We start from the raw sequence: 25,357 nt of genomic DNA, 5'->3' as shown, positions 1-25,357 counted from the left end.
TTCCTGTTAGTTAAAAAATCAAGTTGAATAAAAATCCTGTCAGCATTATTCCGGTGCCGACAACACCAATAAAGGTGAGAATAAGTTGAATTTTAAGAACCTTTTTAAGGATAATCATCTCAGGCAGTGAGAGTGCAATTACCGACATCATAAAGGCGAGCACTGTACCAAGGGAGGCGCCCTTTTCTAAAAGTGCCTGCACAACCGGGATGATTCCGGCAGCATTTGAGTACATTGGTATTCCTATCAGTACTGAAAGTGGAACCGACCACCAGGCTGATTTTCCCATGAATGATGCCATAAAATCTTCGGGTACATATCCATGTATGCCCGCTCCTACTGCAATTCCGATAACAACATATACCCAGACTTTTGCAACAATCTCCTTTACAGCTTCGATACCTTTTTCGATTCTTTCGGTAAGAGAGAGCTTTTCATTCTCGAGTTCACCGTTGTTTGTTTTTATTTGGTAAACCCAGCCTTCAACATATTTCTCGAGTCCCAGCTTTCCAATGATAAATCCTGAAAAGATAGCAATGAAAAGTCCCGTGGTTACATAAATCAGAGCGGTTTTCCAGCCGAAAAGCCCAAAGAGAAGGACTACGGCAACTTCGTTCACCATTGGTGCTGAGATCAGAAATGAGAATGTTACACCGAGAGGGACACCACTTTCAATAAAACCGAGAAACAGGGGAATCGCAGAACATGAACAGAAAGGGGTAACAACTCCGAGCAGGCTTGCCATTATATTCCCAATGAACTGTTTTTTCCCGCCAAGAAGTTTTCGTGTCCGTTCAGGTGAGAACCACGATCTTATGATGCCCACAACAAAAACAACTATTGTCAGGAGCAGCAAAACTTTGGGCACTTCATAAATAAAAAAATGAATGGCGGAAGTAAGTCGTGTACCTTTCTCCAACCCTGCCACATCATAAACGATGAAGTCCGTGACGGGGGTCAGGTTAAAGTAGATCAAACCCCAAAGAATTACTGCAAAGGGGATTGCATACAGTTTTTTATTCATTATTGAGGGCTGTTTTCGATTATCCAGTGTTTTAGAGTTTCCTTGGTTGGCAATTTACCCGTGGAGACTATTTTGCCATTGATTTCCAGACCGGGGGTTGACATAATTCCCGATTTCATTATCTCCATAAGGTCGGTAACTTTTTCGATGTTCGCGTTAATATTCATTTCTGCGACTGCATCGTAACAAAGTTGTTCGAGTTTTTTACAATTGGCGCATCCACTGCCGTAAACTTTAATGTTTGTCATATTTTTCCTTGGTTATTACCACTTATAAGGGTGGCTGATTTTGAGAACAGATAACTCATTTCAGATGCTATCTGAATGGATTTTTCGTAATACTTTTCTGATTCAAGAGGGGTGTCATCAAACTTTTTCGGGTCTTCATATCGTACGGGGAATCTCTTTTCAGCTCCCGGGATAAAAGGACATGCTTCATCGGCATCGGAACAGGTCATTACTGCTGCAAAATCTTTCACCGGATTTTCAGGGTGATCATAGACCTTTGAGAAACAGTGAACCGGTTCCCGTTCATCCGAAAATGCAACGGAATAAACAGGATTCGCATCGTCAATTTCGGAGGTAATTATAAATCCTTGTTCCTTAAGGCAGTTAACTGCTCTCGGGTTAAAAGCTGTTGCTTCTGTACCTCCCGAATAACAGAAAACCTCTTCCACATCGTAAAACGAAGCAAAAAACTGAGCCCAGATCTGTGAGAGGTGACTCCGTCTTGAATTGTGTGTACAAATAAAAATCAGATTAACGGGCTTGTCCTCGACTCGTCTTTCTGCAATGTATTCAGCAAATTTGCTCAAAAGGGCTTTTCTTTCTGACGAAATATTCCGTTCCGCGGCAGAAACAGTGCGAAGGGTATGTTCAATTTTCGGGTAGATATTCATATTGTTTCGTTAATTACCGAAATAATGGATAAATATTTATTTGGCACACAATGTAATTCTGTCTGTTTGCAAAACCTTCTGCCTGTCACTCAGAATGGAGGATTCATCAGCTATCCAAAAATCGAGAGAAGAGAGGAGAGCGGATATTCTCTTATCCGCAGGATTGGGGTGAATTTCGTAATTTACCCATTTGCCATCCTTTTCCTCTATTATGAAGCCATATTCCTTTAATAATTTCAGGTGTTGGGAGACTGTCGAAGTAGCGAGGCTTAGAACATCTGTAATCTCACAGACGCACAAAGGCTTAATCTGAAGCATTTTCAGAATACGCAATCTGTTGGGATCGGAGAGAATTTTAAAGAATTTTGCTTTTTCTTCCATAAATCATTTCGTTAGTTAACGAAATATAAGAAAAATCCAGTAATCCAAAAATATCTCTGCTTTGTTCTTATGCGGCAGCTTAACAGAGTTTTATTTTAGCAGGAGCATTTTGATACTTCTTCTCTGCCTGTCAAAGGTGACATTTAAGATATAAACACCTGACGGGAGGTGAGAACCGTCAAATTTGATAATGTGTTGTCCTTGTGGAACAAACTCCGGCTGCCGGGAGTTGACAAGTTCACCCATAATGTTGTAAACAGAAACTTTCACAATTCCGGATTCAGGCAGATAATAACGGATATTTGTTGAAGGGTTAAAAGGATTTGGCCAGTTCTGAGAAAGTTCAAATTCAACCGGTACATTGGAAAGGGAGCCCTCCTCCTTCGTACCGAGAGGTTGTCCTCCCAGATTGTCAGTGACGAATATTTCATAACCGGTCGCCAGAAAGACTTTATTCGAGTCGGTAACGCTTAAAAATTGCGGGAGATAAATGCTATCTATAAAGTAAACTCCCAACCAGTTTATACCCCCGTTTGTTGTGACTCTGAAAGGGTATCGATCGCTGGTTGCCAGGATTACATAACCGGTATCCTTCGAGATAAAGTCAGCATCGATGATATCATTAGCGTCATTGAAAAGACGGGAGTGCCAATTTTTCCCGCTGTTGGTGGTTCTATATATGGTTCTACCCACTTCGACAAAAACCGTTGAGTCATTAAAACTTTTGATTACCCGGTAGAAGCTTGGTGCTTCGGTGTAAGCCGGTTCGTTGAACATTGGAATACCTTGCCAGCCTCTTCCTCCTTTGGTAATTCTAATCACATTCCCTTTTAATGTCCCAAATCCGGTGGAATCGTTGTGCATATAGATACTGCCAAGATAATAACCGTTATCATAGCGATTGATTATTTCCCATGTTCGTCCGTTGTTAGTACTCTTCCAAAGGTTTGAGGCGGAAAAACTGCCTTGGAGGGAATCAGAGGCAACAAATATTGTTGAGTCACCATACTTGTAAAGATATCTGGGTGATTGTGAACCTGAGTTAGATTTGAAAACAGTGGTATATCCCGTTTCAGGAGTAAATCTCAATACTTTTTTTGTCCCCTGATCAACAAACAGAACCGAGTTGCGACTTTCGGGATATATACTTCCTGAGAAGCCGTTAAAAGGTTCAATTGGTACTTTTGCACTCCAGGTTAAACCTCCATCGGAAGTGGAAGTGAAATAAGTTTTTAAAGGGGCATCATAAATAAGTTGCCCTTCAAGGCTGTTAAAAAATTTAAGGCTGTAAATCCGGTCAATATGGTTGGGTTCAACAGGGGTAAAATTGCGCCCACCATCAGTGGAGACCGATAACTGGTCAAGTGAATCACCGTAAGTAACGGCAATCACTTTCGAACGGGAAGGGAATGAGAGATCGTCAAGACGGGCACCGGCAGTAAATTGATGCAGCAATTCGTTACTCGAAAAGTGGTTTCTGTAGAGACGCAGTTGCAATTTTGCGGGACAATAAACATAAACCGAGTCAGGAGAGGTCATGTGAAAAATTCTCAACTCATCCGTTGAAGAGTGTATCTGCGACCATGTTTCACCCGAATTTGTTGTTTGATAGACAGCATTTCCGGGTGAGTAGAATGCATTACCGTTACCCCACAAGATGGCGATATCATCAATATTGCTACGGGGAAGAATCTGACTCGACCAGGTTGTGCCTGTATCTGTAGAAGTCAAAAGATTGACGCCATTTCGAGCGGTCATATGACCGTTTGGAAAAATTGCAATTGCCACATATCCGCTGGAATTCGTCGGCATGTTTTTTTCAGTCCAGGTGTTTCCGGAATCAAGAGTGAAATGTACCTTTCCCTGTGAGTGGTACATCCCTTCCTTCGGGGAAGAAAACACTATGCGGGATGTATTGTATCCGGGCAGGATGCTCCATGTGTTCCCCGTATCTCTGGAGACATAATGGTGTTGTTGTCCGGTTAAGAATATGGTTGAGGGACCTGTAAGTTGAATATTTCTAATAGCCTGCAATTGCGTCCCGACCTGAAAGTCGTATGGTTTATAAGTCATTGTTTCCCATCCATCGCGGGAAACCATCAATTCAGGCGATAAACCGGCAGCAACATACAATGTTGTATCCCAGGATGCAGTGGTAAAGATTGAATGGTTCTTAAATTTTGAGAACAGTCTTGTATATTGAGCATTTGATGTAAATGCCAGGAGAAAAATCAGGAAAAGTGAAGCTTTTGCTATTCTGAAAACTTTTCCTGACAAAATCAATTTCAAGTTTTTATGTCTGATCTGTTGTATCCCGTTCATAATATCTCCGAATGAATAATTTCTTACACAAAAATAAAAACATTTTCCGGATAAAAAGCAAATCCCCCGATTTTGCCCTTACAGAGCGCCCCTGTTTTCCGTAATTTGCGAAAATGGAAGAATAAATTTACCGGCAAAATTTGAAACAAAAACCTTCTTAACAAGTATTACCATAGTGAAATCATTCTTATTTTTTTGTTTGTTAATTCTCTTTGCCATACCTGTTTTTGCCCAGCCGGGAGATTTCAGGATGGCGCGGGTGAAGTATTCGGGCGGGAGTGACTGGTATAATGACCAGTCGGCGGATATTAACCTGTTGAAATTTCTAAAAGCAAACACGAATCTGAAGGTGAATCCTGAATACAGATTTGCTGATCTGGCGACAGAGGAAATTTTCAGTTATCCGTTTCTCTTTATGACCGGTCACGGAAATATCGCACTTACAGATCAGGAGATAAACAATCTCAGGAAGTATCTTGAAAACGGTGGATTTTTGTATGTCGATGACGATTACGGATTTGACAAAGGGTTCAGACGGGAAATAAAAAGGGTTTTCCCCGGTCAGGAATTAAGAGAGATTCCGTTCAATCATAAAATTTACAATATGAAGTACCGCTTTCCCGATGGACCTCCAAAAACTCACAAACACGATGAGAAACCACCTCAGGGGTTTGGTTTGTTTATTGGTGAGAGAATGGTTCTCTATTATACATATGAAAGCAATCCGGGTGACGGATGGGTGGATGCAGAAGTACATAATGATCCCGAGGAAAAAAGGATAGAAGCCCTTCAGTTTGGAACAAATATAGTTTTATTCGCACTTACACAGTAGGCAAACCACTAATATAAGGAGAAAATAATGAGAAAGATAGTTGTTTTGGAATTCATTACCCTTGGTGGCGTTTACCAGGCTCCGGGCGGACCGGAAGAGGATACTTCCGGCGGTTTCAAGTATGGTGGCTGGACAGTGCCGTATTTTGATGAATTTGCCGGTACGATAATGGAAGAACAAATGAAACTTCCATTCGAATTACTATTGGGAAAGAAAACCTACGATATTTTCGCTTCCTACTGGCCACAGAACGGCGAAGGCTGGCCGGGTGTGAATGAAGCCCGGAAATATGTCGTCTCTCGGAATAACTTTTCACCCGAGTGGAACAATACCATCCTTCTCAATGACAATGTAGTTGAACGGATTCAAAAATTAAAGAAAGAGGACGGTCCCGACCTGAAAGTCTGGGGCAGTGGAAATCTTGTCCAAACGCTTTTGAAGCATGATCTGGTAGATATCTTGAAGCTCAAAATATTTCCCGTCACTTTGGGAAGTGGCAAGCGTCTGTTTTCGGAAGGCACGATTCCGGCAGCATTTAAAATGGTTGATTGTAAATTTTCGCCAAGTGGAGTTATCTTTGCAGAGTATGAACGGGCCGGTGAAGTCAAAACAGGTTCATTTTAGTAAGAAACAATAAATTGAATAAGACAGTATAAATGAAGTTGGAATAATTTTTGTTATTTATAGAGTTTTATTTGCACCTACACCACAGGAAAGAATTTTGAACGGAACGGCACATTACGAAGAGATATTAAAGAAGCTTGCACGATTTGAGAACAGACGGTTGATGGCAGATCTGGCTTTTGGCGGTCAGGTTTTGTTGATTGCATCGATGCTGCTTTTTACTCTTTTTTCTTTTCTGGAATATATGTTCTTTTTTGAACCGGTGGTGAGGACCGTGCTTTTCTATACCTGGCTGGGAATCACCGGCGGGTCATTTGTACACTTCATTCTTACTCCGCTATACAAACGATTTATGATCGTTCCTTCAGATCCGTTCAGATCAGCAGCACTTGCAGGCAGCCTTTTCCCGCAGGTGAAGGATGACCTGATGAACGCCATGCAGCTTGTGAAAGTGGATGACAGACGGGGATTTTCAGAGAATCTGGTTTCGGCAGCATTTGAAGAAGTATATAAAAGAGTAAGCAATCTTGAGTTTGGAAGTGCCGTTTCGTTTAATGCAGCCAGGAAACTGTTTGTTTGGACATTGGCAAGTCTCATCCTGAGCAGTGGTTCCTTCCTTTTCAGCAACGGTATGAGAGATGCCGCGGGAAGATTGATCGATCATAATGCCGAATTCCTTCCACCGCAGAAGTACAGTTTCGAAATAAAGCCCGGGAATATCGAGGCTGCCAAGGGAGACAGCATTACAATATCCGTGAAGGTTTCGGGTCCCGAAGTCCGCTCGCTCGATTTTTATTATAAAGACGAATCACAACCCGCTTTTGTGAAAGAAATTTTGAAGCCGGGCAAAGACGGCAACTTTTCCTTCACGATTTCAGCAATCAAGTATTCTACCGAATATTATGCGATGGTTGAAGACTCAAAAAGCCTTTCGTACAGGATCACCGTCACCGACAAACCCCTCGTAAGAACTTTTAAACTTTCCATAACTCCACCCGGATATACAGGTGAGAGACCTTCTGAGCAAACAGACAATGGAAATGTATCCGGGATAAAGGGAACAGCGATCTCCTTCTCTCTCGAATCAAATAAAGAACTCGCATCAGCATCACTCGAATTTCTCGAAGGGATGAACATTCCATTGGAAGTTTCCGGAACTTCAGCTTCGGGTGCATTCAGAATCACGGGAGACAACGAGTATTTTATCAAGATTACCGATACCAAAGGATATTCCAACACCTCACCGGTGAAGTACAGTGTAAAGGCGTTTTTTGATGCTGATCCGGAAATTACGGTGGTCAGTCCTGATTCAAATACTGCCCTTCCGAGGAGCCAGAGGCAGGATATTTCACTCATCATTTCCGATGATTTTGGCTTTAGTGGTCTGAGCCTGCATTACAGAATTTCAAAAAGCAAAGATGCGGCAACGGTTCAGCAGAAGTTCAGTTCCATACCCGTGCCGTTCAACAAACAGGTAAAGGAGACGGGAGTTGATTATACCTGGAGCCTTGCACAGCTTTTCCTCTCGCAGGGGGATGAGGTGACTTATTATCTGGAAGTGGCTGACAACGATGCTGTTTCAGGACCAAAAACTGCCAGATCAAGGGAATATATTGTAAGGGTTCCCACGCTTGAAGAGCTCTTCGCCACAGGTGACAAAAAACAGGAAGAGATTTTGAAAGAGCTGAGTGATGTCCTTAAAGATGCTGAAAAACTGCAAAAGGAGATGGACAAGGCAAGCAAGGAGATGAAAAGCGACAAAAAGGATCTGAGTTTCGAGGAGAAGGAAAAACTGGAAAAGATGATCGATAACTTCGAGAAACTGCAGGATAAAGTTGAGCAGTTGTCGCAAAAAATGGATGATGTGCAGAAGAACATGCAGGAAAACAATCTTCTCTCGCCACAGACCATGGAAAAATTTATGGAACTTCAGAAGATGCTTCAGGAGATTTCAACCGACGAGATGAAGAAATTGATGGACAAGATGTCGAAGAATCTCGAGAACCTCAACCGCAAAGATGCACAGCAAAATCTTGAAAACATGAAAATGGACGAGGAGACTTTCAAGAAGAGCCTTGAAAGAACCATGAACCTGCTAAAACGGGTCCAGATTGAACAGAAGATTGATGAACTCATAAAAAGATCGCAGAATCTTAATGAACAGCTCGACAAGATGCAAAACGAGACCAAAAATGCTGATCAAAAGACGATGGATCAGCTCGCCAAAAAGCAGGATGAGGTAAAGAAGCAGATGGAGGCTCTTGAAAAAGAGATGAAAGAGCTTCGTGAAAAAATGAAGGACATGAAGGATATGCCTAATGAACAGGCGGAAAAACTTCAGGATGAACTTGAAAAACAGCAGAATGATGAACTCTCTGACGAGGCGAAGGAAAACCTGAAAAAGGGACAGAAACAGCAGGCGATGCAGAATCAGCAGAAGATGTCGAAGAATATGAAAAAGATGGAGCAAGGCTTGCAGGAGCTTCAAAATTCGATAAATGAAGCAAATCAGATGCAAACCATGGCTGACATGATGAAGATTATCAGTGATATCGTCGATCTTTCGAAACAGCAGGAGAATCTGAAAAAGAAGACACAAAACAGCAGCCCTTCGGCACTCCTCAATCAGGAGATGAGAGAGCAGGACAAGATACAGCGGAATCTGGATAAAATGCTCGCGCGCCTGGGCGAACTTGCTCAGAAGTCATTTGCAGTCAGCCCCGAGATGGCAAAATCGCTCGGTGGTGCCAGAAGAGAGATGGGCAAGTCATTGGACAACATGCAAAACAGGAACAACAAGCAGGCAGCAGGAAATCAGGGGGAAGCAATGTCTTTCCTGAATCAGGCTGCCGGTATGATGCAGGATGCCCTTGCACAGATGATGCAGCAGGGAAACGGCGGACAAGGTGGCATGATGTCGATGATGCAGCAGATGGGTCAAATGGCTGGGCAGCAGATGACGCTTAATCAGCAGATGCAGGAGATGATGAAGGGGAGCGGCGGACAGTTGACCCAGGAGCAGATGTCACAAATTCAGAGATTAAGACAGGAACAGGAGAATATTAAAAAATCGCTCGATCAGATGAACAAGGAGGCAAAAGCTGCAGGCAAGTCGAAGAGCATTCCGGCAAATCTCGATAAAATTTCACAGGAGATGCAGGAGATAATAACGGATATGAGAACGGGCAGAGTAAATGATGAACTTGTGAAAAAACAGGACAAAATTCTCTCAAAGATGCTTGATGCAACAAGATCGGTGAATGAACGGGATTTTGAGAAGGAAAGAGAATCATTTACCGGGACGAATTCGAAAGGCAACTCACCGGGAGCCCTTAAACTGGACGGACAAAAGAAGGATAAAAGCTACTCGGACAACATTAATAAAGCCCTGCAGGGTGGTTTCACTAAAGATTTTGAAGATCTTACGAGGAAATATTACAATCTGATCAAATAGGTATCAGAACTTGTACCACTTTTTCTTGCTGCTGTCGTAGTAGGTTCTGGTCCTGACTCCTTTATTGGTAACACTTCCCTGTATGGGGATGTTGGCTTTTTTGGAATCGAGCAGAGTAGTGGTAATATAATAAGTTGCAGATGTTCTGTTTCCCTTTGTTCTGCTCTTATTGTAGCTTTTTATGAAGTATTTGTCTGTCAGCATTTGAGTTGGAGGAGTCCACTTGGCGAATGATTTGTTGCCGCCACCTCCTGCTGCCACAGGGGTATAAAAATGTTTCATCGCATCATTTAACAGATAGTCACCCCGAACACCAAGCTGGTCAAGAGTCGATTGAAAAGAGAAGTATTCCCAAAGCGTAAGACCGGAAAAAACAGCCAGCCCGACGAGAATCACACCCAAAACGATAAGTAATAATTGTTGTTGTCCCATACCTCAAACTCCTATTGAAAAAGCAAAATCCATTTTAAGAAACCCCGCACATACTCCAAAGACTCCGGTTTTTCCTTTATTAGTCCCTGTCTTACTTCGTCTGTGATGGCAGGGAAGAAACTTTCAAGTTTTGACACGATCATCTCTCTGTTTGCGATCGTGGTTTTTGTCAGGAGATAAAACAGAGAGAGAGCATCGAGTTCAGTGGAATTCACAATAAATGAAGCGAGTGTTTCGGGATCCAGTCCCTTCACATTCATAATATTAATTCTGCTTTTCTGCGCCGAGTCGGTAAATGCATAAACCGGAATATTGAGCAGATTTCCTTCAGCGATAGAAACCGAGTGGTTTGAAGCCAAAGAAATTCTGTGGCTGCCAATCACCACCTCAGCCCAGCCAAAATTGAGTTTGATCTGATTGAGAATCCGGGAGCATTGAAGTTGTGCCAATTCGGTTGTTATTCTGACATCTCCGAACCGGATGGAGTATGGAGGCTGGTCGGCAAATTCGACAAATTTTGCTGTGTCCAGATTTGTCATCAGCTCGAATCCGGTGCCGTTGACATCAAATATATTCTGTTCTCTGTGTCCTTTAATCAACTTGAGAGTACTTTTCGGGTAGAGCTTTATTGTTGCCTGAGAGGGAATAACGATTTTAGCGGTCGAGGCTTCTTCGGTGCTTGCCACTTCATTCTCATTAAGATCAGTCTCCGTGGTACCGTTAATTGATACATCGCCTTCGAGTGCCCTGACGCTCCATGGAGTGTTATATTTCGAATACTCCAGATAACCATAAACTCCTGCTGCAGTAAGAACAAGAATCAGAAGTGTAACCAAAAGTTTCTGAACATCGATAAAAGATGCTTTGTAGCCGAGGGATTTTGCTTTGCCGATCGCCCTGCCGCCGATACCAGAAGAGGTTTGACTTGCGGTTGACCTCGCCAGTGACTGGAGTTCCTGATTCCTTATTTCCTTCTTGCGGGAGTGCCTCTCTTTTATTTTGTTCTCATTGATCAGTTCATCCTGAATCTCATCCAGAATCCCTGTTCTAACCGGTGTTGATGCAAACAAATCGCGGACAAGATCGATAAAATCTGCGAATTTATCGAGAAATTCGGGTTTTTTGTTTTCAATCACCTGTTCGGGTGATTCACCGGGAATATTGTAAGAGGAAACAAGTTTAATAAAATCGCTTTTGTGATCAACGATGCATTCTTTAAAAGGGGTAAAATAACAGAGTCGCTCCAGTTTGTCGTTCAGAATCTGTACCACGCCCTCTTCTGTTTGATCGGTAATAAAACCTGCAATGATCTCGGGGGTATAATCAAATTGAAGATAGAGCGTGAGGACGACTCTTTCGAGATCGGTGAATGAGGCATAGACTGCTTCAACCTCTGAAAATTGAGGGGAGAGGGGTGGCAGTTCCTGATCTCCGCCGTTATAGAGGGGGTGCTCCCGCAAATTATAAAGGCTGACAATTGCAGAGATTTTGCGCAGCCATTCAAATAAATCCTTTCCCTCTTTAATATGAGCAACATTGTCTGCCGCAAGCACAAAAATCTCTTTAAGTGTCTCTTCCGCCCGGTCCGGAGAGGGAATTATCTTGTAAACAAGATGATAAATCTCCTTATAGAAATTTGGTACCAGCTTAAAGAAGGCGTACTTGTCACCCTTCCGGGCGGCTTTGAAAAGGGATTCGGCGTTTGAGTCAGTGTTTTGTGTCATGATTAAAAATTTTGAGAATGAACTGAATAATATCGAAATATTTTATTATAAACAAATCCCGTCAGCAGGCTCCCTCCAATAATTGATCCTTCTGATACATAAAAACCATTCCACACAAAATAAATCCTTCTGTCACTATTGATTTTAATCTGGAATTATTCTTCACTAAATTTTAACTTTGTACTAAACATTCTAGAAAATAATGGAGGTCTTAATGGACAGATATAAAAGTTATCTGTTTCTCTTTCTCTTTCTGGTTGCCGGAAGTGTGTCCGCACAGCTAAAGGTTGACTACGAATATTACAAACTTGACAACGGGCTTAAGGTGGTTCTCTCTCAGAACAAGACCGCACCCGTGGTTACAGTGGCTGTCTACTACAACATCGGATTCAGAATTGAGCCGAAAGACAGGACAGGTTTTGCGCATCTTTTTGAACACATGATGTTTCAGGGATCGAAAAATCTGGGTAAAATGGAATTTATAAAACTTGTTCAGTCAAACGGTGGAATCCTTAACGGCTCCACAAGATTCGACTTTACAAATTACTTCGCAATCGTGCCGTCACATAAGCTTGAAACAATCCTCTGGGCGGAAGCTGACAGAATGTCGGGACTTGATATCACACAGGATAATCTCGTGAATCAGCAGGGTGTGGTAACAAATGAAGTGAAGGTAAATGTACTGAATCAACCTTACGGTGGTTTCCCGTGGCTCGATCTTCCTCAGGCTGCAAATGTAAACTGGTATAATGCCCACAACTTTTACGGTGACCTGAAAGACCTCGATGCTGCCACCCTTGCAGATGTAAAGGACTTTTTCAGCAAATATTACATACCAAATAACGCTGCTCTCGTTATCACCGGTGATTTTGAAAAACCTCAAGCGAAGGAATTTGTAAAGAAGTACTTCGGAAAAATTCCTGCCGGGAAACAACAAAAACTCCCCGACATATCAGAACCGAGACAGGAAAAAGAAAGAATCTCTGTGAAGGTTGATTCGCTCGCCAACAAACCGGCAATTGCTTTTGGCTATAAAATGCCGGCAGTCGGGACACCTGAATATTTTGCGATGGGAATCATCGATCAGGTACTTCTTCAGGGACAGGACAGCAGACTTTATCAGAAACTGATTTCCGAAAAAGGATATTATTCCGGTGTGTATGGCGGAATTAATTCCGGACTCGGAAACATGTTCAACTATAACGGACCAATGCTGTGGGATTTCTACCTTCTGCATGAAAGCAATGTTACTCCTGAAGAAATCATTGCTTCAGTGGATGAAGTTGTGAAAGGTGTTATCGAGAAACCTTTGGCAAAAGATGAAATTTCCAGAGCACTTGTAAAAATGCGTTCCAACCTCTACGATGTAGTGGAAGGAACTTTTGGTTTCGGACTTGCCGACCTTCTCGCTTGTTATGCACTCTTCAATGATGATCCGGGAAAGATTAATACCATTGAAGACTCCTTCAAAAAGGTGACGCCTGAACTGATCCAAAAAACCGCAAAGGAATATTTGAGATCAAGTAACAGGACTATTATCAAACTTGATGCAAAAGCAGCGAAATAAGGAGACAGCAATATGAAAATGAAAATATTATCACTCGTTTTGGCAGCTTTTCTTCTTTCAGGTCCTCTTTTTGCACAAAAAGAACAGCCACCTGTTGGCGGTACGCCGAAGAATTTTACCGTCCCTTCATATAAAACTGTTACTCTCAGAAACGGGATGAAGGTTACTCTTGTACCTTATGGTCAGACTCCAAAAGCAACTGTAAGACTGATTGTCAGAACCGGAAGTTTGAATGAGCCTGCAGGACAGGTTTGGATATCGGATTTCGCAGCAGATCTTCTACTTGAAGGAACAAAATCCAAATCAGCTCAGGCAATTGCAGAAGAAGTGGCGGCTTATGGTGGAGAACTTTTTGCAAATGCAGGCACTGACCAGTCACAACTCGGAGCAGATGTCCTTTCGGAATTCACCCCGAACCTCGTGAAAACGATGGCTGATGTGGTGATGAACCCTAAATTTGATCAAAAGGACTTTGAGAGAATCAAAGGTAATTATCTCACAAATCTTGCTGTCTCACAAAAGTCTCCTGATGCAATGGCAGACAAGGAACTCTACAAACTTGTGTACGGTGATCATCCATACGGTATTACCGAACCAGCGGAAGCAGCTCTGAAGGGTTACACCGTCGACATGGTAAAGAAATATCATGAAGACAATTTCGGAGCCTGGAGATCACACCTTTACATTTCAGGTGTTTTCGATGAAAAATCTGTAATGGCTGCAGTTGAACAGGCATTCGGAAAGTGGAAAGCAGGAGCAGATATTCTTACGAATCCTGCCGTTCCGCAGAGAGTAAAGAAATTCTCCCTCGTCGACAGACCCGGGTCGAAACAGTCTAAAATCATTTATGGAATTCCTGCTGTCGATCCGTCGATGCCCGACTATGTTCCATTTATGGTGATGAATTCGCTTCTTGGCGGCTCATTTGGTTCACGCATCACTTCGAATATTCGTGAGAACAAGGGCTACACCTACTCACCCGGAAGCAGCGTTATGACAAGATACCGCTCCGGTTTCTGGAGTGAGGAAGCTGATGTGACGAGCAGCGTTACAGGTGCCGCAATTAAAGAAATTCAGTTTGAAATAAAAAGACTGCGCGATGAGGCTCCATCGGAAAATGAACTTGACGGCATCAAAAACTATGAAGCTGGCATTTTTGTTCTTAGAAATTCAAGTCGTGCAGGCGTAATTGGTCAGTTGAGTTTCATCAATTTCCACGGACTTTCCGATGATTATCTTAAAAATTATGTTCAAAAGATAATCAATACAAAACCTGCGGATGTTTCGGCATTGGTTAAAAAATATCTCGACCTTGACAGATTCACTACTGTTATTGTTGGTGATAAAAAAGAAGTCGAACCTCAACTCGAGAGTTTGGATCTGAAATAACATAAATTTCGGGGGCATGAGGAAGTTACTTCATGCTCCCGGTATTTCTTTTGGAAGGAAAATCGATGATATTCGACAAACTTGAAAATTGCAAAACCTACGCATCAATCAGTGAAAATCTGAAAAAAGGATTTGAATATCTTACTGATACTTACACACTTGATACCCCTGAAGGTATTTATGAGATAGATGGCAAGTCTGTTTATGCAATTGTGACATCGTATAAAACAAAGGCTTACAGCGAGGGTGACTTTGAATCTCACAGAAAGTATCTCGATGTTCAATATATTCCGAAAGGTGAGGAGAATATAGGGATAACCGGGCTTGAAAACCTCAAACCAAAATCAGATTTTGATACCGAAAAAGACATTGTCTTCTACGAAGGGGACGGCGATCTTTTAAAACTGCCGGAAGGTTATTTTATGGTGCTTTTCCCTCAGGATGGTCACAAGCCGGGGATTATGACGGGTGAAGAAAAGCAGGAAGTGAAAAAAGTCGTAGTGAAGGTCCTGGTTTAGTCAGTCACTCCGGTCTTAATCTCTATTTCTGGTAAAACCAACCCGCACCAGCATCAGGCTTTCACTTAGAAAGAGAAATCCACCTGAATTGTCGGCATAATCATCCATGCATCAGCTTTGGTGTCGTTTCCCACGGTTTTCAGCAGTTTTATTCCAACCAGTGCATTTGCATTATCCATAAATTTGTAGATTACACCCGGACTGAAGAAATAGAATCCGATATTAACATCGTTTCTTTTGTCAGTTTTGATGTACTCAATTCCTGTGTTCCAGACAGGCAGCCACCATGGACGGTCACCCACATAATTGGAGGGAACAAATCCGAGGAGGCTTTGTGTAAAGTAACCTGCCCCGATATAAAAGTTGACAGGACTTTCATAAGCTGAATTGAAACTTAGAGTGACGAACGGGTTCAAATTGGTTGTTGCAGCGTTGTCGCTGTAGATCGATATGAATTCTTTCTTCGTGCCATCGTTGTAGGTTTCCACCCTTTTTACGACTGTTTCGGCATTGTAGAGATGCTTTTGAACCAGTACTCCCGCATCTATTCTAAAAGCGGTATTGCCGTTCAGTCCCCCGACTCCAAAACCTGCCTCACCTCCAATTGCACTTTGATTTCCGATATTCGAGAAATGAAAACCACCTGTAAAGAAGATGCTTTTTGTGAGTGGTATATCGATGTCCACACCCGCAACGATGTCAGGGAAAGACCACTCAAGATTTTGTTCTCTGAAGAATGGCTTTAGTGAATCTCTCGGGCTAAGGCTTGAATGGAAACTCCCCGAGGTTGATGTCGATATGCTTTTGTTTTGGTTTATAACCAGTTTCGGAGAGACTTTTATTTCTGAGTTTCCGCTGTTTCTGTGAATGGTTCTAACGGGGGGAGTGTTTATCGGAGCCTGCACATCCACATCGCCGAGATAGATGGTTTCCTGTACTTTGACCGTATCGCAACCGGAATAAGCGAGGATGAAAAAAAGTGCCGTGACGATGCTTAAGAGAACTTTTGAAAACTTCATGGCGAAGCCTCCGGTTATGTGTTAACTACTTTCTTAGTTCTTCCCGTCTTTCTTTCAGAAGTGTAGTCACCTTGTCATACACGGGCTGAGGTGATCTGTTTATCAGTATTGCTTCAAGCAGACGGGCATTATTGATTTTTGCAAAAAAACCGATTTGGATATTTTTTGCTACACTTTCAGCGATCATTATACCGTTGAATTTCCCCGAGAATGTTCCACCCTTCAGATTCTCGATATCGGAGTAGAGCAGCTCCTTCTCTCCGGACGACAGAAAAAAGTCAGAACAGACCAGTCTGTCATCCAAAGCGTGAATCCTGAAGGGAACGATTCGCCATATTTTGAAGAAAAAAGTATTGGTGATTAGAAATATAACGACAACCGATGAAAAAAAGAGAATGTCAACAGTTCTTGAAGACGGATTGAGCAGGAAGGGAATTATGTAGAGAGCAAGCACCATCGAGACCGGGATATTCCCGAATCTGTAAACAGTTCTCAGCACCGGATTATAGGTGAAAATGTGGTCTATCTTCTCTCTTTCCATTTCTAAAACCTGTTCATTACTTCCACAACCCTGTGGATATCATCCTTTGTGTGAAAATATGAAATGGGAAGACTAAGAGTCGTGTTGTGTATCTCCTCGGAAATCGGGTATTCACCTTCGATAATCCCCTGCATCGCTTTCTGTTTGTGCGGTGCAACAGGGTAATGAATGTCTGTTTTTATCTCATTTTTCAGGAGATATTCCCGGAGTTTGTCTCTTTTTTTATGTCTCACATTGTATATGTGGTAAACATCGTAATGGTCATCAGAGCGGTACGGCTTTATAAAGTCAGATTTTAACCCGTTGTGATAAATTTCAGCGAGTTCTCTTTTGTGTTCGTTTATTTCGTCAAGTTTCCGGAGCTTGATCGAAAGAAAACCTGCCTGCATCTCATCGAGGCGGGAGTTGTAACCAACCACTTCATTGTAGTATTTAATGTCGGAACCGTAATTGCGGAGTCTCAAAATCTTTTTGTAAAGCTCTTCATTCTGCATAAGCATTGCTCCCGCATCACCGAGGGCACCGAGATTTTTAGTAGGGTAGAAACTGAAAGCTCCGTAGTCACCGAAAGTACCCGTGAGTCTGTCGCGCCACTTTGCACCATGACTCTGAGCGGCATCTTCAATCAGTCTGAGATCAAATTTCTTTGCGATTCTGGTTATAAAGCCCATTTCGCACGGTTTCCCGTAGAGATGGACGACCATTATCGCCCGGGTTCGGTTTGTTATTTTTTCTTCAATTTTCCGGGAATCGATGTTGTATGTTTTAATGTCAGGCTCAACCAGAACAGGCTTCAGTCCCGCATGAAGAATTGCGAGAATTGTGGCAATATAAGTGTTTGAAGGTACAATCACCTCGGAATTCGGGGGGAATTCAAATGCTTTCAATGCAAGGAGAAGGGCGTCAAGACCCGATGCCACACCGAGACAGTAGGCGACACGATGATAGTCTGCAAATTCCTCTTCAAATTTCTTTACATTGTTACCGAGAATATACCAGCCTGATTTGAGGGTTTCGGCGAAAGATTTTTGGTATTCTTCAAAAAACGGCTGATTCAGTTTCCCCAGATTTTCGTACTCGATCACTTGTACTCCTCATGGATATAATCGTCGATGTCATATTCAGAAGATGCAAGCACAAGCAGAATAGCGTCATCGCTGAATTTGTGCATGATGTGCCAGTCCTGAGGCTCGAGTATCAGGCACTTCGAGGGACTGTCGAGAAGGAAATTCTCTTTGGTCGTCCCGTTGTTATTGTAAACCTCCACACTCCCTTTAAGGCAGATGGTAGCCTGAACGGTTTTTTTGTGGCGGTGTTTGGCTCTTGGGAGGTCCTTGCTGTTGTTGTAGATATAATAAACCCGTTTAATTTCGAAAGGGAGCACCTTTTCAATTACAGTCAGGCTGCCTCTTTCGTCATCTTTGGTTTGCAGATCAATAAAATACGCCATTAACTCCTCAAGAATGTTTTCTCTTCAAACACATTGTATACACCGGTTAGTTTCCTGTAAAGATAAATCAACGGTGTTTTTGGCAGAAATTTGTTTTCTCTTGCACCGTGGGGGTCGAAACCGGGATAATCGACTAAAATATCTTTTTTTATTTGATTAAGCTTGTGAATATACGGCTTATAGAAGATATTTAAAACATCATCTGTCAGGATTCTTCGTCCAAGTTCGATTTTTCCGTCCCTGAAGAACCTCAAATAGTGATAGTGATAAAAAATTACGACGAATTTTTCACCGGACGATTTCACGGTGCCTGTAATTTTATCAGATTTTGTTTCAAATTTGTATTGCTGTACATTCCATGCTGCGAGACCACCCCCGTGGTGTTGCATCACATGCACACCTTCAAATCTTTCTGTCCAGTCATCCAGGTAGAGCTGATCTCCAAATTTCCCGTCCTCATAACGGTCGTAGCACCACTCGAGGCATCTTTCCCTCCACCATGTCAGGGCTTTTCTTCCCTTTTCATCGTTTTTGAATGTGACAAATTGAACGCAGTATTTCCCGCTTTTCACTTCCTTGTTGTACTGCGGGGAATATCTGTGCTCTGTCAGCAGGATCGATTTGTCGCCCAGCTCATTGAAGATTGGTTCGGGGGACGAGTAGAAGCAGATGTCTGCATCGATGTAAGTACAGTTGTCAACTCCAAATTTGTCAAGGACATGGAGAACGGTGGAGGAGGTAGCCGTCCAGCAATACTCCGCGATTGATCTTGTTGGCTTAACTTTCAGAAGTTCGTGGTCTTCAAAGTCCTTCAGACTGATAACTTCGGTATTTTTAAGTTTCATATCCGTCAGGATTTTATAAGACCTGTCGTCGAAAGCAAAGATAAAAAGCCTGAAATCGGGGATGTGTTGCATCATCGACTGATGAAGAGCCAGTCCGCGGGTCAGGTAGTTGGAATCGAAAAGAGTGCAGAAATTATATGTCATTGGTTGAACAGTTTAGAGAATTTCTCCTTCACGGCAGGAAGGAATTTCAGTTTGAGAAGCTCTTTTTTCAGTTTTCCCTCTGAAAATTTGATCATTTCATTAAAAAGGGGATTTGAAAACCTCTCCCGTCCGTGATGGGCAATTGAAAGCGAATGTCCGTATTGCTTTTCAAGCACTGCAAAAACCCAGCCAAGCAGATGATCTCTGACGGAGAGCTTTTCGCTGAAGTCGTTAAAGTATTTTAACTCAGCCCAGCCGGGGGAATTTTTGTGGGAGTAGAAAATAAATTTTTTTAATTTTTCTGGGAGTTGCAGACTTTCCACATCATCTTCTCTCAGTCTTTGCGAGCCCTTTACGGTCATCGCTCCCAGCCAGAAGGGAAGAGATTCAAAATATTCGAAAACCTTGTACAGTTTATCTTCTCCCTTGTAGGAGTCGATAATTCCGGGCTCAAGTTCAACCACAAGTGCATTTTTTTGAATGTCTTCAGGCAGCGACCTGAATATACTAAGGTCGATTCCTTGAGTGTCGGTCTTAAGCCAGTCGATTTTATTCAGATTAAGATCGCTCAATACCTTCGAAAGAGTTGTGTTCTTTACGGTGACCTTTTTATCCACTTCAAATTTTGAGGCAAAAGCCCACTCTTCCAGTGCCTTGTTGTCGGGTTCGAGCGTACTCGAACAATAGGGAGATCCTGTCAGATAAAAATCAGTCGTGTCCCTTTCAGAAGCTGAAACGAGTGAGTTGTAGATGTAGAGCTTTTTAAAACCTTTTGATTCATCGGTAATGTAGCCGAACTCCCTGTCGTCAGCATCAAAAGCGAGGCATACAGCGTGTTTTGCGAACGCCTTCCACTCTTTGTGGATGCTTCCCGAGGCACCGATATCCACAAGAACAGGAGGTTCATCGGTTAACTCTTTGGAAAGGAAAATTCTGTCTATAAGATTCATGCTGTTTTTCTCAGTAAAAAGAGTGGCAAAAGAGAGAAAAGATTTGGGATCATCCCTGTGAGAGTGTCCTTGAAACTGTTGTTTGAAAACACAGTGGAGAATTTCTCGATTTCAAGACCGCCGACACTTTCAACGAGTTCCTTGAAATCACTTATCGATAATTGATGAATATGACCTGTGGAATACCACGAATATCCGAACATGCAGGGTTTTGGCATCCTCCCGTGCAACAGCATGTCGAGACGGTTTCTGTAAAATCCAAAGTTTGGGAACGATACAATCTGCTTTTTGGAGATGCGTTTCATCTCTTTTAGCAGCACCTCGGGATACATCACCATTTGTATTGTCACATTGCAGACCGAAATATCAAACTCTTCATCGGCAAAAGGGAGAGTTTCGTCAATTCTTCCCAAACGGGCATCAATTCCTTTTTTCTTTGATATCTCAACGCCTGACTCTGAAATCTCGAGACCAACTGCCCGGGTACACTTCCCCTTCTGCATCAGCGAATGAAGCAACGAACCGTTCCCGCAGCCGAGATCGATTATGGAAGAGGGGGTGTATATGAAGCCTTCTATTACTTCATATTCCTTTCGCACTTCACTCTCAATGCCGGTGTAGTCATAATTCCGGTTGTCGTTATGTTCGGGGCTGTTTATGTCTTTAGTCATCAAAAAATAAAATTTAAATCACCAAAAATAAGAAGAAAGTGTGATTAATGAGCTATGAACTATGACCTATGAACTATGAGCTGACATTTTTGCGAAGGGAATGAAATGGCACACGGATGAGACGGATTCAACGCATGCCCACGGATAGGGAATGGTCCCACGGATATTACGGACATATGAAAACTACAATATCGGAAAAGGAGAGACAATCGTCTCGATTGTCCTACCGACCAGCGATACCCCTGTGGTGGCATCTTTTTCGAACACGATAATCAAGATGAATAAGGATGGAAAGGATATTTCCCCCGGAGTGGGTTACATGTTCGAAGAAAAAGGAAGGATAATCCATAATTACCCCCGAAGCGGGGTTACATGTTCGTAGATGAAGAAATATAATACATTCAATACCCCCGGAGTGGGGTTACATGTTCGTAGAAGAAGGAAGGATAATCCATAATTACCCCCGGAGTGGGGTTACATGTTCGTAGAAACGGCGACAATTCACAATTAAATTTCCCCCATCCTTTAGAAGGAGGGGGGCAAGGGGGGTGGTCAGCGGTGTGCCATGTTCGTTGAGGCTTGCAAAAAAAGGCTGCCTGAATTTCGACAGCCCTAAAATGATGATTCTGTTTAAGAGGGTAGCTAACTAAACTATTCCACCTCCAGCGATTAACCTGAAAGTTCCCAGGATTACAGCGATGCCGCACAATACTACTCCTGCAATTGCTTTTCCCCGATCGCTCTCAGGGGCTGAATTCATTGCGATGATACTGATTATCAATCCAATTGCCGCGAAGGGGATGTTTAACCAGTTGAGACTGCCGAGACAGGGGAAGAATGCCACGATCATGCCGACCAGAGCAAGAATACCCCAAACCAAAGACAAGACTGCCATTTTTTACCTCTTTTTTTGTTGTACGATTTGTAAATACGCCTTGAAGCGATTACAATATTGAGTAAAAATATCGTGTAAAGTGGAATTCCGGCTTTGTTAAAGTTGAAGGATCTGGAAATTTCAAGGTTGGAAATTGCAACGAAGGAGCGGGTCATTCCGCAGAGGGAACATTCGGTTCCATATTTTGACATAGAAATGCAGACCGGAGAGATTCTGAGAGCCATCTCATCGAAAAAGGAGAGGGATATAACTCCGAATGCCATAAAACCGAAAATGATCATCAGATAATCAAATTCTCTTGAGCAGGTTATTTTCTTAAATATACTTAACATTCCGATTAAGTAATTTTTTTATGTAATACTCATAAAATAGATAAAAATTTTGAAAATCGAGAAAGTAATCACATTTTTTTATACAGTTTTACCGGTTTGGTTGATTTGCTTCTGAGTTTCAGGTTCAAAGTCTCGACAAAAATTGAGAATGCCATCGAGAAATAGATATATCCTTTGGGGATGTGATAGTCGAAACCGTCAGCGATGAGGGTGAAACCGATCATCAGCAGGAAAGAAAGGGCAAGCATCTTTATCGTCGGGTGTTTATCAACAAAATTGCTGACGGGAGAGGCAAATATCAACATGAAAATTACTGATATCACTACTGCTGTTATCATTATTTCAATTTGTGATACAATTCCTACTGCAGTAATAATTGAATCGAGAGAAAAAACAATATCGAGTATCAATATTTGTAATATCGTCATTCCGAATGACTTCGCAACCTGTCCGCCTGCCGAATGTTCTTCACCTTCCAGTTTATCGTGGATCTCAAAAGTGCTTTTCCCCAAAAGAAACAGACCGCCGATAATCAGAATCAAATCGCGACCGCTTATTTCGTTGCCAAACATTGTGAAAATTGGGGATGTCAGTTTCATTATCCAGGTGATGGAGAGAAGGAGGAGTATTCTGGTTACCATAGCGAGGATGAGTCCCAGATTCCTAGCTTTTGCCTGCATCTCTTTGGGCAGTTTACCTGCCAGAATTGAAATGAAAATGATGTTATCTATTCCAAGTACAACTTCAAGTGCTACGAGGGTGGCGAGAGCTATCAAGGCTTCGGGGTTGGTGATCCATTCCATTCTGTAAATTCCTCTTTGTTATTCTGCTGATTGTTATCCAATTAATGCGACCTGCAAAAATAAGAAAAAAGATGAGAAGGCGGAATAATTGAAGGCAGAAATTCGAAGGCTGATTTTTCATCCCTCATCTTTCATCCTTCAGCCCTCGCTATTCTTTCTTCGTTTATTCTGACTTATCATTATATTTCACGCTTGATTAAAAGAAAATTGTATGAAAAAGACATTTATAATTTTGTGGTTTTTTGCCATTTCTGTTTTCAGTCAGACGGTGATGCAGGATTGGGAAAAAGTTTTTGATGACACACATGTCGGGCGGATTGACATAACGATTGCTCCGGCATATCTTGCATGGATTTATTCTCATGTTACCAGTGACAGCGAGTTTGTTGCAAAGGTGAGGTTTCGGAACAATCATTTTGATGAAACGCTTGATTCCATCGGATTCAGATTACGGGGCAACACATCCCGGAATGCTCAGAAAAAGTCGTTTAAAGTGTCGATAAACAGTTTTTTCAAGGGGAGGAACTTTCACGGAATTGAGAAACTGAATCTGAACGGAGAGCATAACGACCCTTCGATAGTGAGGAGCAAACTATGTTTTGATCTTTTCCGAAGCGCGGGTTTGCGAGGCTCACGGGCAAACTACATGGAAGTGTATATAAACAACAAATATTACGGGTTGTATCTGAATACCGAACATATCGACGAGGAGTTTTTATCACGACAATATCCTGATGATTCAGGGAATCTTTGGAAGTGTCTTTATCCTGCAGACCTCGTGTATCTCGGTGAAAATCCCGCGCCATACATCTCCCTGGGTGGAAGCAGGCCCGCATACGAACTCTCCACAAATGAGGCGGGGATGGATTTTTCGAAACTGATTAGGCTTACGAGAATCCTTAAAAATACAGCGTCAACAAAACTTTTGGATTCTTTGGAAACCACTTTAGATGTTCTTGATGCATTAAAATATTTTTCGATGAATGTACTGGTCGGGCAGTGGGACGATTACTGGTCGAACATGAACAATTACTACCTGTACCATGAACCTGCAGAAAATCTGATTCATGTTATTCCCTACGATTATGACAACACATTTGGTATTGACTGGTTCAATATTAACTGGTCAGCGGCAAATCCATATACCTTTCCGAAAATTGGTGCCGGTGAGAGGCCACTCATTGAAAAGATGATTGTGGTTCCGGAGATTAGAAATCTTTACACCCGCCTGCTGACATATTACAAAACAAATGTTTTCACTCTGCCGGTGTTAAATCAGAGAATAGACTCCCTTCGGGAAATGATCACGCCATCGGCACTTGCGGATACTTTTCGGGTGCTCGATTACGGTTTTTCGTTCAATCAGTTTCTGAATTCCTTCTCAGCATCCTCCTTCTCCAATCAGCATGTGAAAATGGGGATCAAACAGTATATTCTATCGAGGACGAATTCCATCGGCAGTCAGTTGAATTATGTTTCCTCTGATCCCTTTGTTTACAAGATTAACTATTCGCCCAAAAATCCTTCAGCAACTGACTCCATAAGGGTGGAAGTGTCGGCATTTTCCAATGCCGGTCTCGACAGCGTTTCAATTCAGTTGGAAAATCTGGTTACGGGAAGCATGTCAAAAATTCCGATGGTGTTCTCTCCCGTTCCGGGAACGAAAAAAGTTGAGGAGAGTGACCGTTACACAGCAGTTATACCACCTTTGGGTGCAAATTTCAGAGGGAAAATAACATTCAGGACGAGAGACAATGCCGGCAAAGTGGCGGTTTATCCAAAAGCAAGGAAAATGGTTGTTTCAACTCCGGGAGTTGTCACCGCAGGCTTAAAAATAAATGAACTGCTGGCGGACAATACGACGATTCCCGACAGTTTGGGAGATTTTGATGACTGGATAGAGCTCTACAACTCTTCCAGTGATACAATTCTTTTGACCGGTAAATATCTCACCGACAAAAGTGACAATCTGGTAAAATGGAGATTTACTCAGCCCGAATTGAAGATGGCACCGAAGCAGTTTCTTGTGGTCTGGTGTGATGAAGAGGAAACGGAACCGGGTATTCATACAAATTTCAAACTCAGCAAATCAGGTGAACTTGTGTATATGACTGACACCAACGGGGTTGATATTATCGATTCAATTTCATTTGGACCTCAAACTACTGACATGTCCCTCGCACGAACAATAGACGGAGCCGGTGTCTGGATGCAGATGGCGCCAACACCCGGATATTCGAATGTACCCGTCTCAGTCGAAGATGAATCTGCTCCCGCGGGTTACACTCTGATGCAAAATTACCCGAATCCTTTTAATCCTTCAACTTTAATTCGCTATTCCATGCAGGAAAGCGGGATGGTCTCGCTGAAAGTTTACTCTTCTCTTGGTGAGGAAATAGCCGAATTGGGCGGGGATTTCAAACCTGCGGGCAGTTACCAGACTGAGTTCAATGCTCAAAATCTGCCATCCGGGGTATATTTCCTAAGGCTTTCTGTAAACGGTTTTTCAATGTCACGAAAAATGATTCTTATAAGGTGATTG

Annotated in this window: 25 protein-coding genes; 8 read left to right on the top strand and 17 right to left on the bottom strand. The window is 42.4% G+C overall.

Features of this window, described 5'->3' with window-relative positions; translation table 11 throughout:
* Positions 1-10 precede the first annotated feature (10 nt).
* From LCH52_15165 to LCH52_15145, 5 genes are all read right to left on the bottom strand, one after another.
* Positions 11-1,024 carry a permease gene (locus LCH52_15165; protein MCA0389827.1) on the bottom strand — a complete coding sequence of 338 codons (1,014 nt, stop codon included), beginning with the start codon at positions 1,022-1,024 and terminating at the stop codon, positions 11-13.
* Positions 1,024-1,272, bottom strand: coding sequence for a thioredoxin family protein (locus LCH52_15160; protein ID MCA0389826.1), 249 nt, complete (start codon positions 1,270-1,272; stop codon positions 1,024-1,026). The genes LCH52_15165 and LCH52_15160 overlap by 1 nt, the downstream gene beginning before the upstream one ends.
* A complete protein-coding gene (locus tag LCH52_15155) occupies positions 1,269-1,922 on the bottom strand; it encodes a protein-tyrosine-phosphatase (GenBank protein MCA0389825.1) in 654 nt (217 codons plus the stop codon). The genes LCH52_15160 and LCH52_15155 overlap by 4 nt, the downstream gene beginning before the upstream one ends.
* Positions 1,923-1,958: 36 nt before the next feature.
* On the bottom strand, positions 1,959-2,303 hold the full coding sequence (locus LCH52_15150; protein MCA0389824.1) for a metalloregulator ArsR/SmtB family transcription factor: 345 nt from the start codon (positions 2,301-2,303) through the stop codon (positions 1,959-1,961).
* A gap of 90 nt (positions 2,304-2,393) precedes the next feature.
* Positions 2,394-4,625 carry a T9SS type A sorting domain-containing protein gene (locus tag LCH52_15145; protein ID MCA0389823.1) on the bottom strand — a complete coding sequence of 744 codons (2,232 nt, stop codon included), beginning with the start codon at positions 4,623-4,625 and terminating at the stop codon, positions 2,394-2,396.
* 175 nt (positions 4,626-4,800) lie between these two features.
* Here LCH52_15145 and LCH52_15140 point away from each other — a divergent pair, with 175 nt between their 5' ends.
* From LCH52_15140 to LCH52_15130, 3 genes are all read left to right on the top strand, one after another.
* The gene (locus tag LCH52_15140) at positions 4,801-5,457 is read left to right on the top strand and encodes a DUF4159 domain-containing protein (GenBank protein ID MCA0389822.1); all 657 of its coding nucleotides are present in this window, start codon (positions 4,801-4,803) and stop codon (positions 5,455-5,457) included.
* A gap of 27 nt (positions 5,458-5,484) precedes the next feature.
* Complete coding sequence (locus tag LCH52_15135; protein MCA0389821.1) at positions 5,485-6,081, top strand: dihydrofolate reductase family protein; 597 nt, start codon at positions 5,485-5,487, stop codon at positions 6,079-6,081.
* 97 nt (positions 6,082-6,178) lie between these two features.
* Entirely contained in the window at positions 6,179-9,535 is a 3,357-nt protein-coding gene (locus LCH52_15130; GenBank protein MCA0389820.1) for a hypothetical protein, read from the top strand.
* A 3-nt stretch (positions 9,536-9,538) separates the two neighbouring features.
* On the opposite strand, the gene LCH52_15125 is transcribed toward LCH52_15130, so the two are convergent.
* Both LCH52_15125 and LCH52_15120 read right to left on the bottom strand, forming a co-directional pair.
* Positions 9,539-9,967, bottom strand: a complete 429-nt coding sequence (locus LCH52_15125; protein MCA0389819.1) for a hypothetical protein — start codon at positions 9,965-9,967, stop codon at positions 9,539-9,541.
* Positions 9,968-9,978: 11 nt separating this feature from the next.
* Entirely contained in the window at positions 9,979-11,691 is a 1,713-nt protein-coding gene (locus LCH52_15120) for a hypothetical protein (protein MCA0389818.1), read from the bottom strand.
* 214 nt (positions 11,692-11,905) lie between these two features.
* Here LCH52_15120 and LCH52_15115 point away from each other — a divergent pair, with 214 nt between their 5' ends.
* Genes LCH52_15115 through LCH52_15105 form a run of 3 tightly spaced genes read left to right on the top strand, consistent with a single transcriptional unit; the run spans position 11,906 to position 15,165 of the window.
* Positions 11,906-13,258 (top strand): insulinase family protein, encoded by a 1,353-nt coding sequence (locus LCH52_15115; protein ID MCA0389817.1) that lies wholly within the window; start codon positions 11,906-11,908, stop codon positions 13,256-13,258.
* Between the two features lie 12 nt (positions 13,259-13,270).
* The gene (locus tag LCH52_15110) at positions 13,271-14,647 is read left to right on the top strand and encodes an insulinase family protein (GenBank protein ID MCA0389816.1); all 1,377 of its coding nucleotides are present in this window, start codon (positions 13,271-13,273) and stop codon (positions 14,645-14,647) included.
* A gap of 32 nt (positions 14,648-14,679) precedes the next feature.
* Complete coding sequence (locus LCH52_15105; GenBank protein MCA0389815.1) at positions 14,680-15,165, top strand: YhcH/YjgK/YiaL family protein; 486 nt, start codon at positions 14,680-14,682, stop codon at positions 15,163-15,165.
* Between the two features lie 65 nt (positions 15,166-15,230).
* Here LCH52_15105 and LCH52_15100 read toward each other — a convergent pair whose 3' ends face one another.
* From LCH52_15100 to LCH52_15070, 7 genes are read right to left on the bottom strand one after another with little or no spacing between them, the layout of a single operon-like run.
* On the bottom strand, positions 15,231-16,184 hold the full coding sequence (locus tag LCH52_15100) for a hypothetical protein (protein ID MCA0389814.1): 954 nt from the start codon (positions 16,182-16,184) through the stop codon (positions 15,231-15,233).
* 25 nt (positions 16,185-16,209) lie between these two features.
* Positions 16,210-16,725, bottom strand: a complete 516-nt coding sequence (locus LCH52_15095) for a hypothetical protein (GenBank protein MCA0389813.1) — start codon at positions 16,723-16,725, stop codon at positions 16,210-16,212.
* 2 nt (positions 16,726-16,727) lie between these two features.
* Positions 16,728-17,810, bottom strand: coding sequence for a DegT/DnrJ/EryC1/StrS family aminotransferase (locus tag LCH52_15090; protein MCA0389812.1), 1,083 nt, complete (start codon positions 17,808-17,810; stop codon positions 16,728-16,730).
* On the bottom strand, positions 17,807-18,175 hold the full coding sequence (locus LCH52_15085; GenBank protein MCA0389811.1) for an FdtA/QdtA family cupin domain-containing protein: 369 nt from the start codon (positions 18,173-18,175) through the stop codon (positions 17,807-17,809). The genes LCH52_15090 and LCH52_15085 overlap by 4 nt, the downstream gene beginning before the upstream one ends.
* The gene (locus tag LCH52_15080) at positions 18,175-19,164 is read right to left on the bottom strand and encodes a glycosyl transferase (GenBank protein MCA0389810.1); all 990 of its coding nucleotides are present in this window, start codon (positions 19,162-19,164) and stop codon (positions 18,175-18,177) included. The genes LCH52_15085 and LCH52_15080 overlap by 1 nt, the downstream gene beginning before the upstream one ends.
* Positions 19,161-20,114: an FkbM family methyltransferase gene (locus LCH52_15075; protein ID MCA0389809.1), complete on the bottom strand. Its 954-nt coding sequence runs from the start codon at positions 20,112-20,114 to the stop codon at positions 19,161-19,163. Before LCH52_15075 ends, LCH52_15080 begins: the two co-directional genes overlap by 4 nt.
* Positions 20,111-20,785 carry a methyltransferase domain-containing protein gene (locus LCH52_15070; GenBank protein MCA0389808.1) on the bottom strand — a complete coding sequence of 225 codons (675 nt, stop codon included), beginning with the start codon at positions 20,783-20,785 and terminating at the stop codon, positions 20,111-20,113. Before LCH52_15070 ends, LCH52_15075 begins: the two co-directional genes overlap by 4 nt.
* A 151-nt stretch (positions 20,786-20,936) precedes the next feature.
* Here LCH52_15070 and LCH52_15065 point away from each other — a divergent pair, with 151 nt between their 5' ends.
* Entirely contained in the window at positions 20,937-21,167 is a 231-nt protein-coding gene (locus LCH52_15065; GenBank protein ID MCA0389807.1) for a hypothetical protein, read from the top strand.
* Between the two features lie 264 nt (positions 21,168-21,431).
* Here LCH52_15065 and LCH52_15060 read toward each other — a convergent pair whose 3' ends face one another.
* From LCH52_15060 to LCH52_15050, 3 genes are all read right to left on the bottom strand, one after another.
* Entirely contained in the window at positions 21,432-21,680 is a 249-nt protein-coding gene (locus LCH52_15060; protein ID MCA0389806.1) for a hypothetical protein, read from the bottom strand.
* Complete coding sequence (locus LCH52_15055; GenBank protein ID MCA0389805.1) at positions 21,632-21,871, bottom strand: DUF2752 domain-containing protein; 240 nt, start codon at positions 21,869-21,871, stop codon at positions 21,632-21,634. Before LCH52_15055 ends, LCH52_15060 begins: the two co-directional genes overlap by 49 nt.
* A gap of 209 nt (positions 21,872-22,080) precedes the next feature.
* Positions 22,081-22,815 (bottom strand): TerC family protein, encoded by a 735-nt coding sequence (locus tag LCH52_15050; protein MCA0389804.1) that lies wholly within the window; start codon positions 22,813-22,815, stop codon positions 22,081-22,083.
* 211 nt (positions 22,816-23,026) lie between these two features.
* Here LCH52_15050 and LCH52_15045 point away from each other — a divergent pair, with 211 nt between their 5' ends.
* The gene (locus LCH52_15045; protein ID MCA0389803.1) at positions 23,027-25,354 is read left to right on the top strand and encodes a CotH kinase family protein; all 2,328 of its coding nucleotides are present in this window, start codon (positions 23,027-23,029) and stop codon (positions 25,352-25,354) included.
* Positions 25,355-25,357: the final 3 nt, after the last annotated feature.

This window comes from Bacteroidota bacterium (assembly GCA_020161395.1).
Lineage (GTDB): Bacteria > Bacteroidota > Ignavibacteria > Ignavibacteriales > Ignavibacteriaceae > UTCHB3.
The sequence above is the reverse complement of the archived record's forward strand: the minus strand, read 5'-3'. Positions and strand labels throughout refer to the sequence as shown.

Bases quoted from the DNA above. Each gene is read 5' to 3' on its own strand.
- LCH52_15055 (MCA0389805.1), bottom strand. From the start codon at position 21,871: ATGTCAAAATATGGAACCGAATGTTCCCTCTGCGGAATGACCCGCTCC.
- LCH52_15155 (MCA0389825.1), bottom strand. From the start codon at position 1,922: ATGAATATCTACCCGAAAATTGAACATACCCTTCGCACTGTTTCTGCC.
- LCH52_15110 (MCA0389816.1), top strand. From the start codon at position 13,271: ATGAAAATGAAAATATTATCACTCGTTTTGGCAGCTTTTCTTCTTTCA.
- LCH52_15060 (MCA0389806.1), bottom strand. From the start codon at position 21,680: ATGGCAGTCTTGTCTTTGGTTTGGGGTATTCTTGCTCTGGTCGGCATG.
- LCH52_15085 (MCA0389811.1), bottom strand. From the start codon at position 18,175: ATGGCGTATTTTATTGATCTGCAAACCAAAGATGACGAAAGAGGCAGC.
- LCH52_15065 (MCA0389807.1), top strand. From the start codon at position 20,937: ATGGTCCCACGGATATTACGGACATATGAAAACTACAATATCGGAAAA.
- LCH52_15075 (MCA0389809.1), bottom strand. From the start codon at position 20,114: ATGAATCTTATAGACAGAATTTTCCTTTCCAAAGAGTTAACCGATGAA.
- LCH52_15095 (MCA0389813.1), bottom strand. From the start codon at position 16,725: ATGGAAAGAGAGAAGATAGACCACATTTTCACCTATAATCCGGTGCTG.
- LCH52_15150 (MCA0389824.1), bottom strand. From the start codon at position 2,303: ATGGAAGAAAAAGCAAAATTCTTTAAAATTCTCTCCGATCCCAACAGA.
- LCH52_15125 (MCA0389819.1), bottom strand. From the start codon at position 9,967: ATGGGACAACAACAATTATTACTTATCGTTTTGGGTGTGATTCTCGTC.
- LCH52_15100 (MCA0389814.1), bottom strand. From the start codon at position 16,184: ATGAAGTTTTCAAAAGTTCTCTTAAGCATCGTCACGGCACTTTTTTTC.
- LCH52_15120 (MCA0389818.1), bottom strand. From the start codon at position 11,691: ATGACACAAAACACTGACTCAAACGCCGAATCCCTTTTCAAAGCCGCC.
- LCH52_15070 (MCA0389808.1), bottom strand. From the start codon at position 20,785: ATGACTAAAGACATAAACAGCCCCGAACATAACGACAACCGGAATTAT.
- LCH52_15165 (MCA0389827.1), bottom strand. From the start codon at position 1,024: ATGAATAAAAAACTGTATGCAATCCCCTTTGCAGTAATTCTTTGGGGT.
- LCH52_15160 (MCA0389826.1), bottom strand. From the start codon at position 1,272: ATGACAAACATTAAAGTTTACGGCAGTGGATGCGCCAATTGTAAAAAA.
- LCH52_15105 (MCA0389815.1), top strand. From the start codon at position 14,680: ATGCTCCCGGTATTTCTTTTGGAAGGAAAATCGATGATATTCGACAAA.
- LCH52_15045 (MCA0389803.1), top strand. From the start codon at position 23,027: ATGAAAAAGACATTTATAATTTTGTGGTTTTTTGCCATTTCTGTTTTC.
- LCH52_15145 (MCA0389823.1), bottom strand. From the start codon at position 4,625: ATGAACGGGATACAACAGATCAGACATAAAAACTTGAAATTGATTTTG.
- LCH52_15050 (MCA0389804.1), bottom strand. From the start codon at position 22,815: ATGGAATGGATCACCAACCCCGAAGCCTTGATAGCTCTCGCCACCCTC.
- LCH52_15115 (MCA0389817.1), top strand. From the start codon at position 11,906: ATGGACAGATATAAAAGTTATCTGTTTCTCTTTCTCTTTCTGGTTGCC.
- LCH52_15135 (MCA0389821.1), top strand. From the start codon at position 5,485: ATGAGAAAGATAGTTGTTTTGGAATTCATTACCCTTGGTGGCGTTTAC.
- LCH52_15080 (MCA0389810.1), bottom strand. From the start codon at position 19,164: ATGACATATAATTTCTGCACTCTTTTCGATTCCAACTACCTGACCCGC.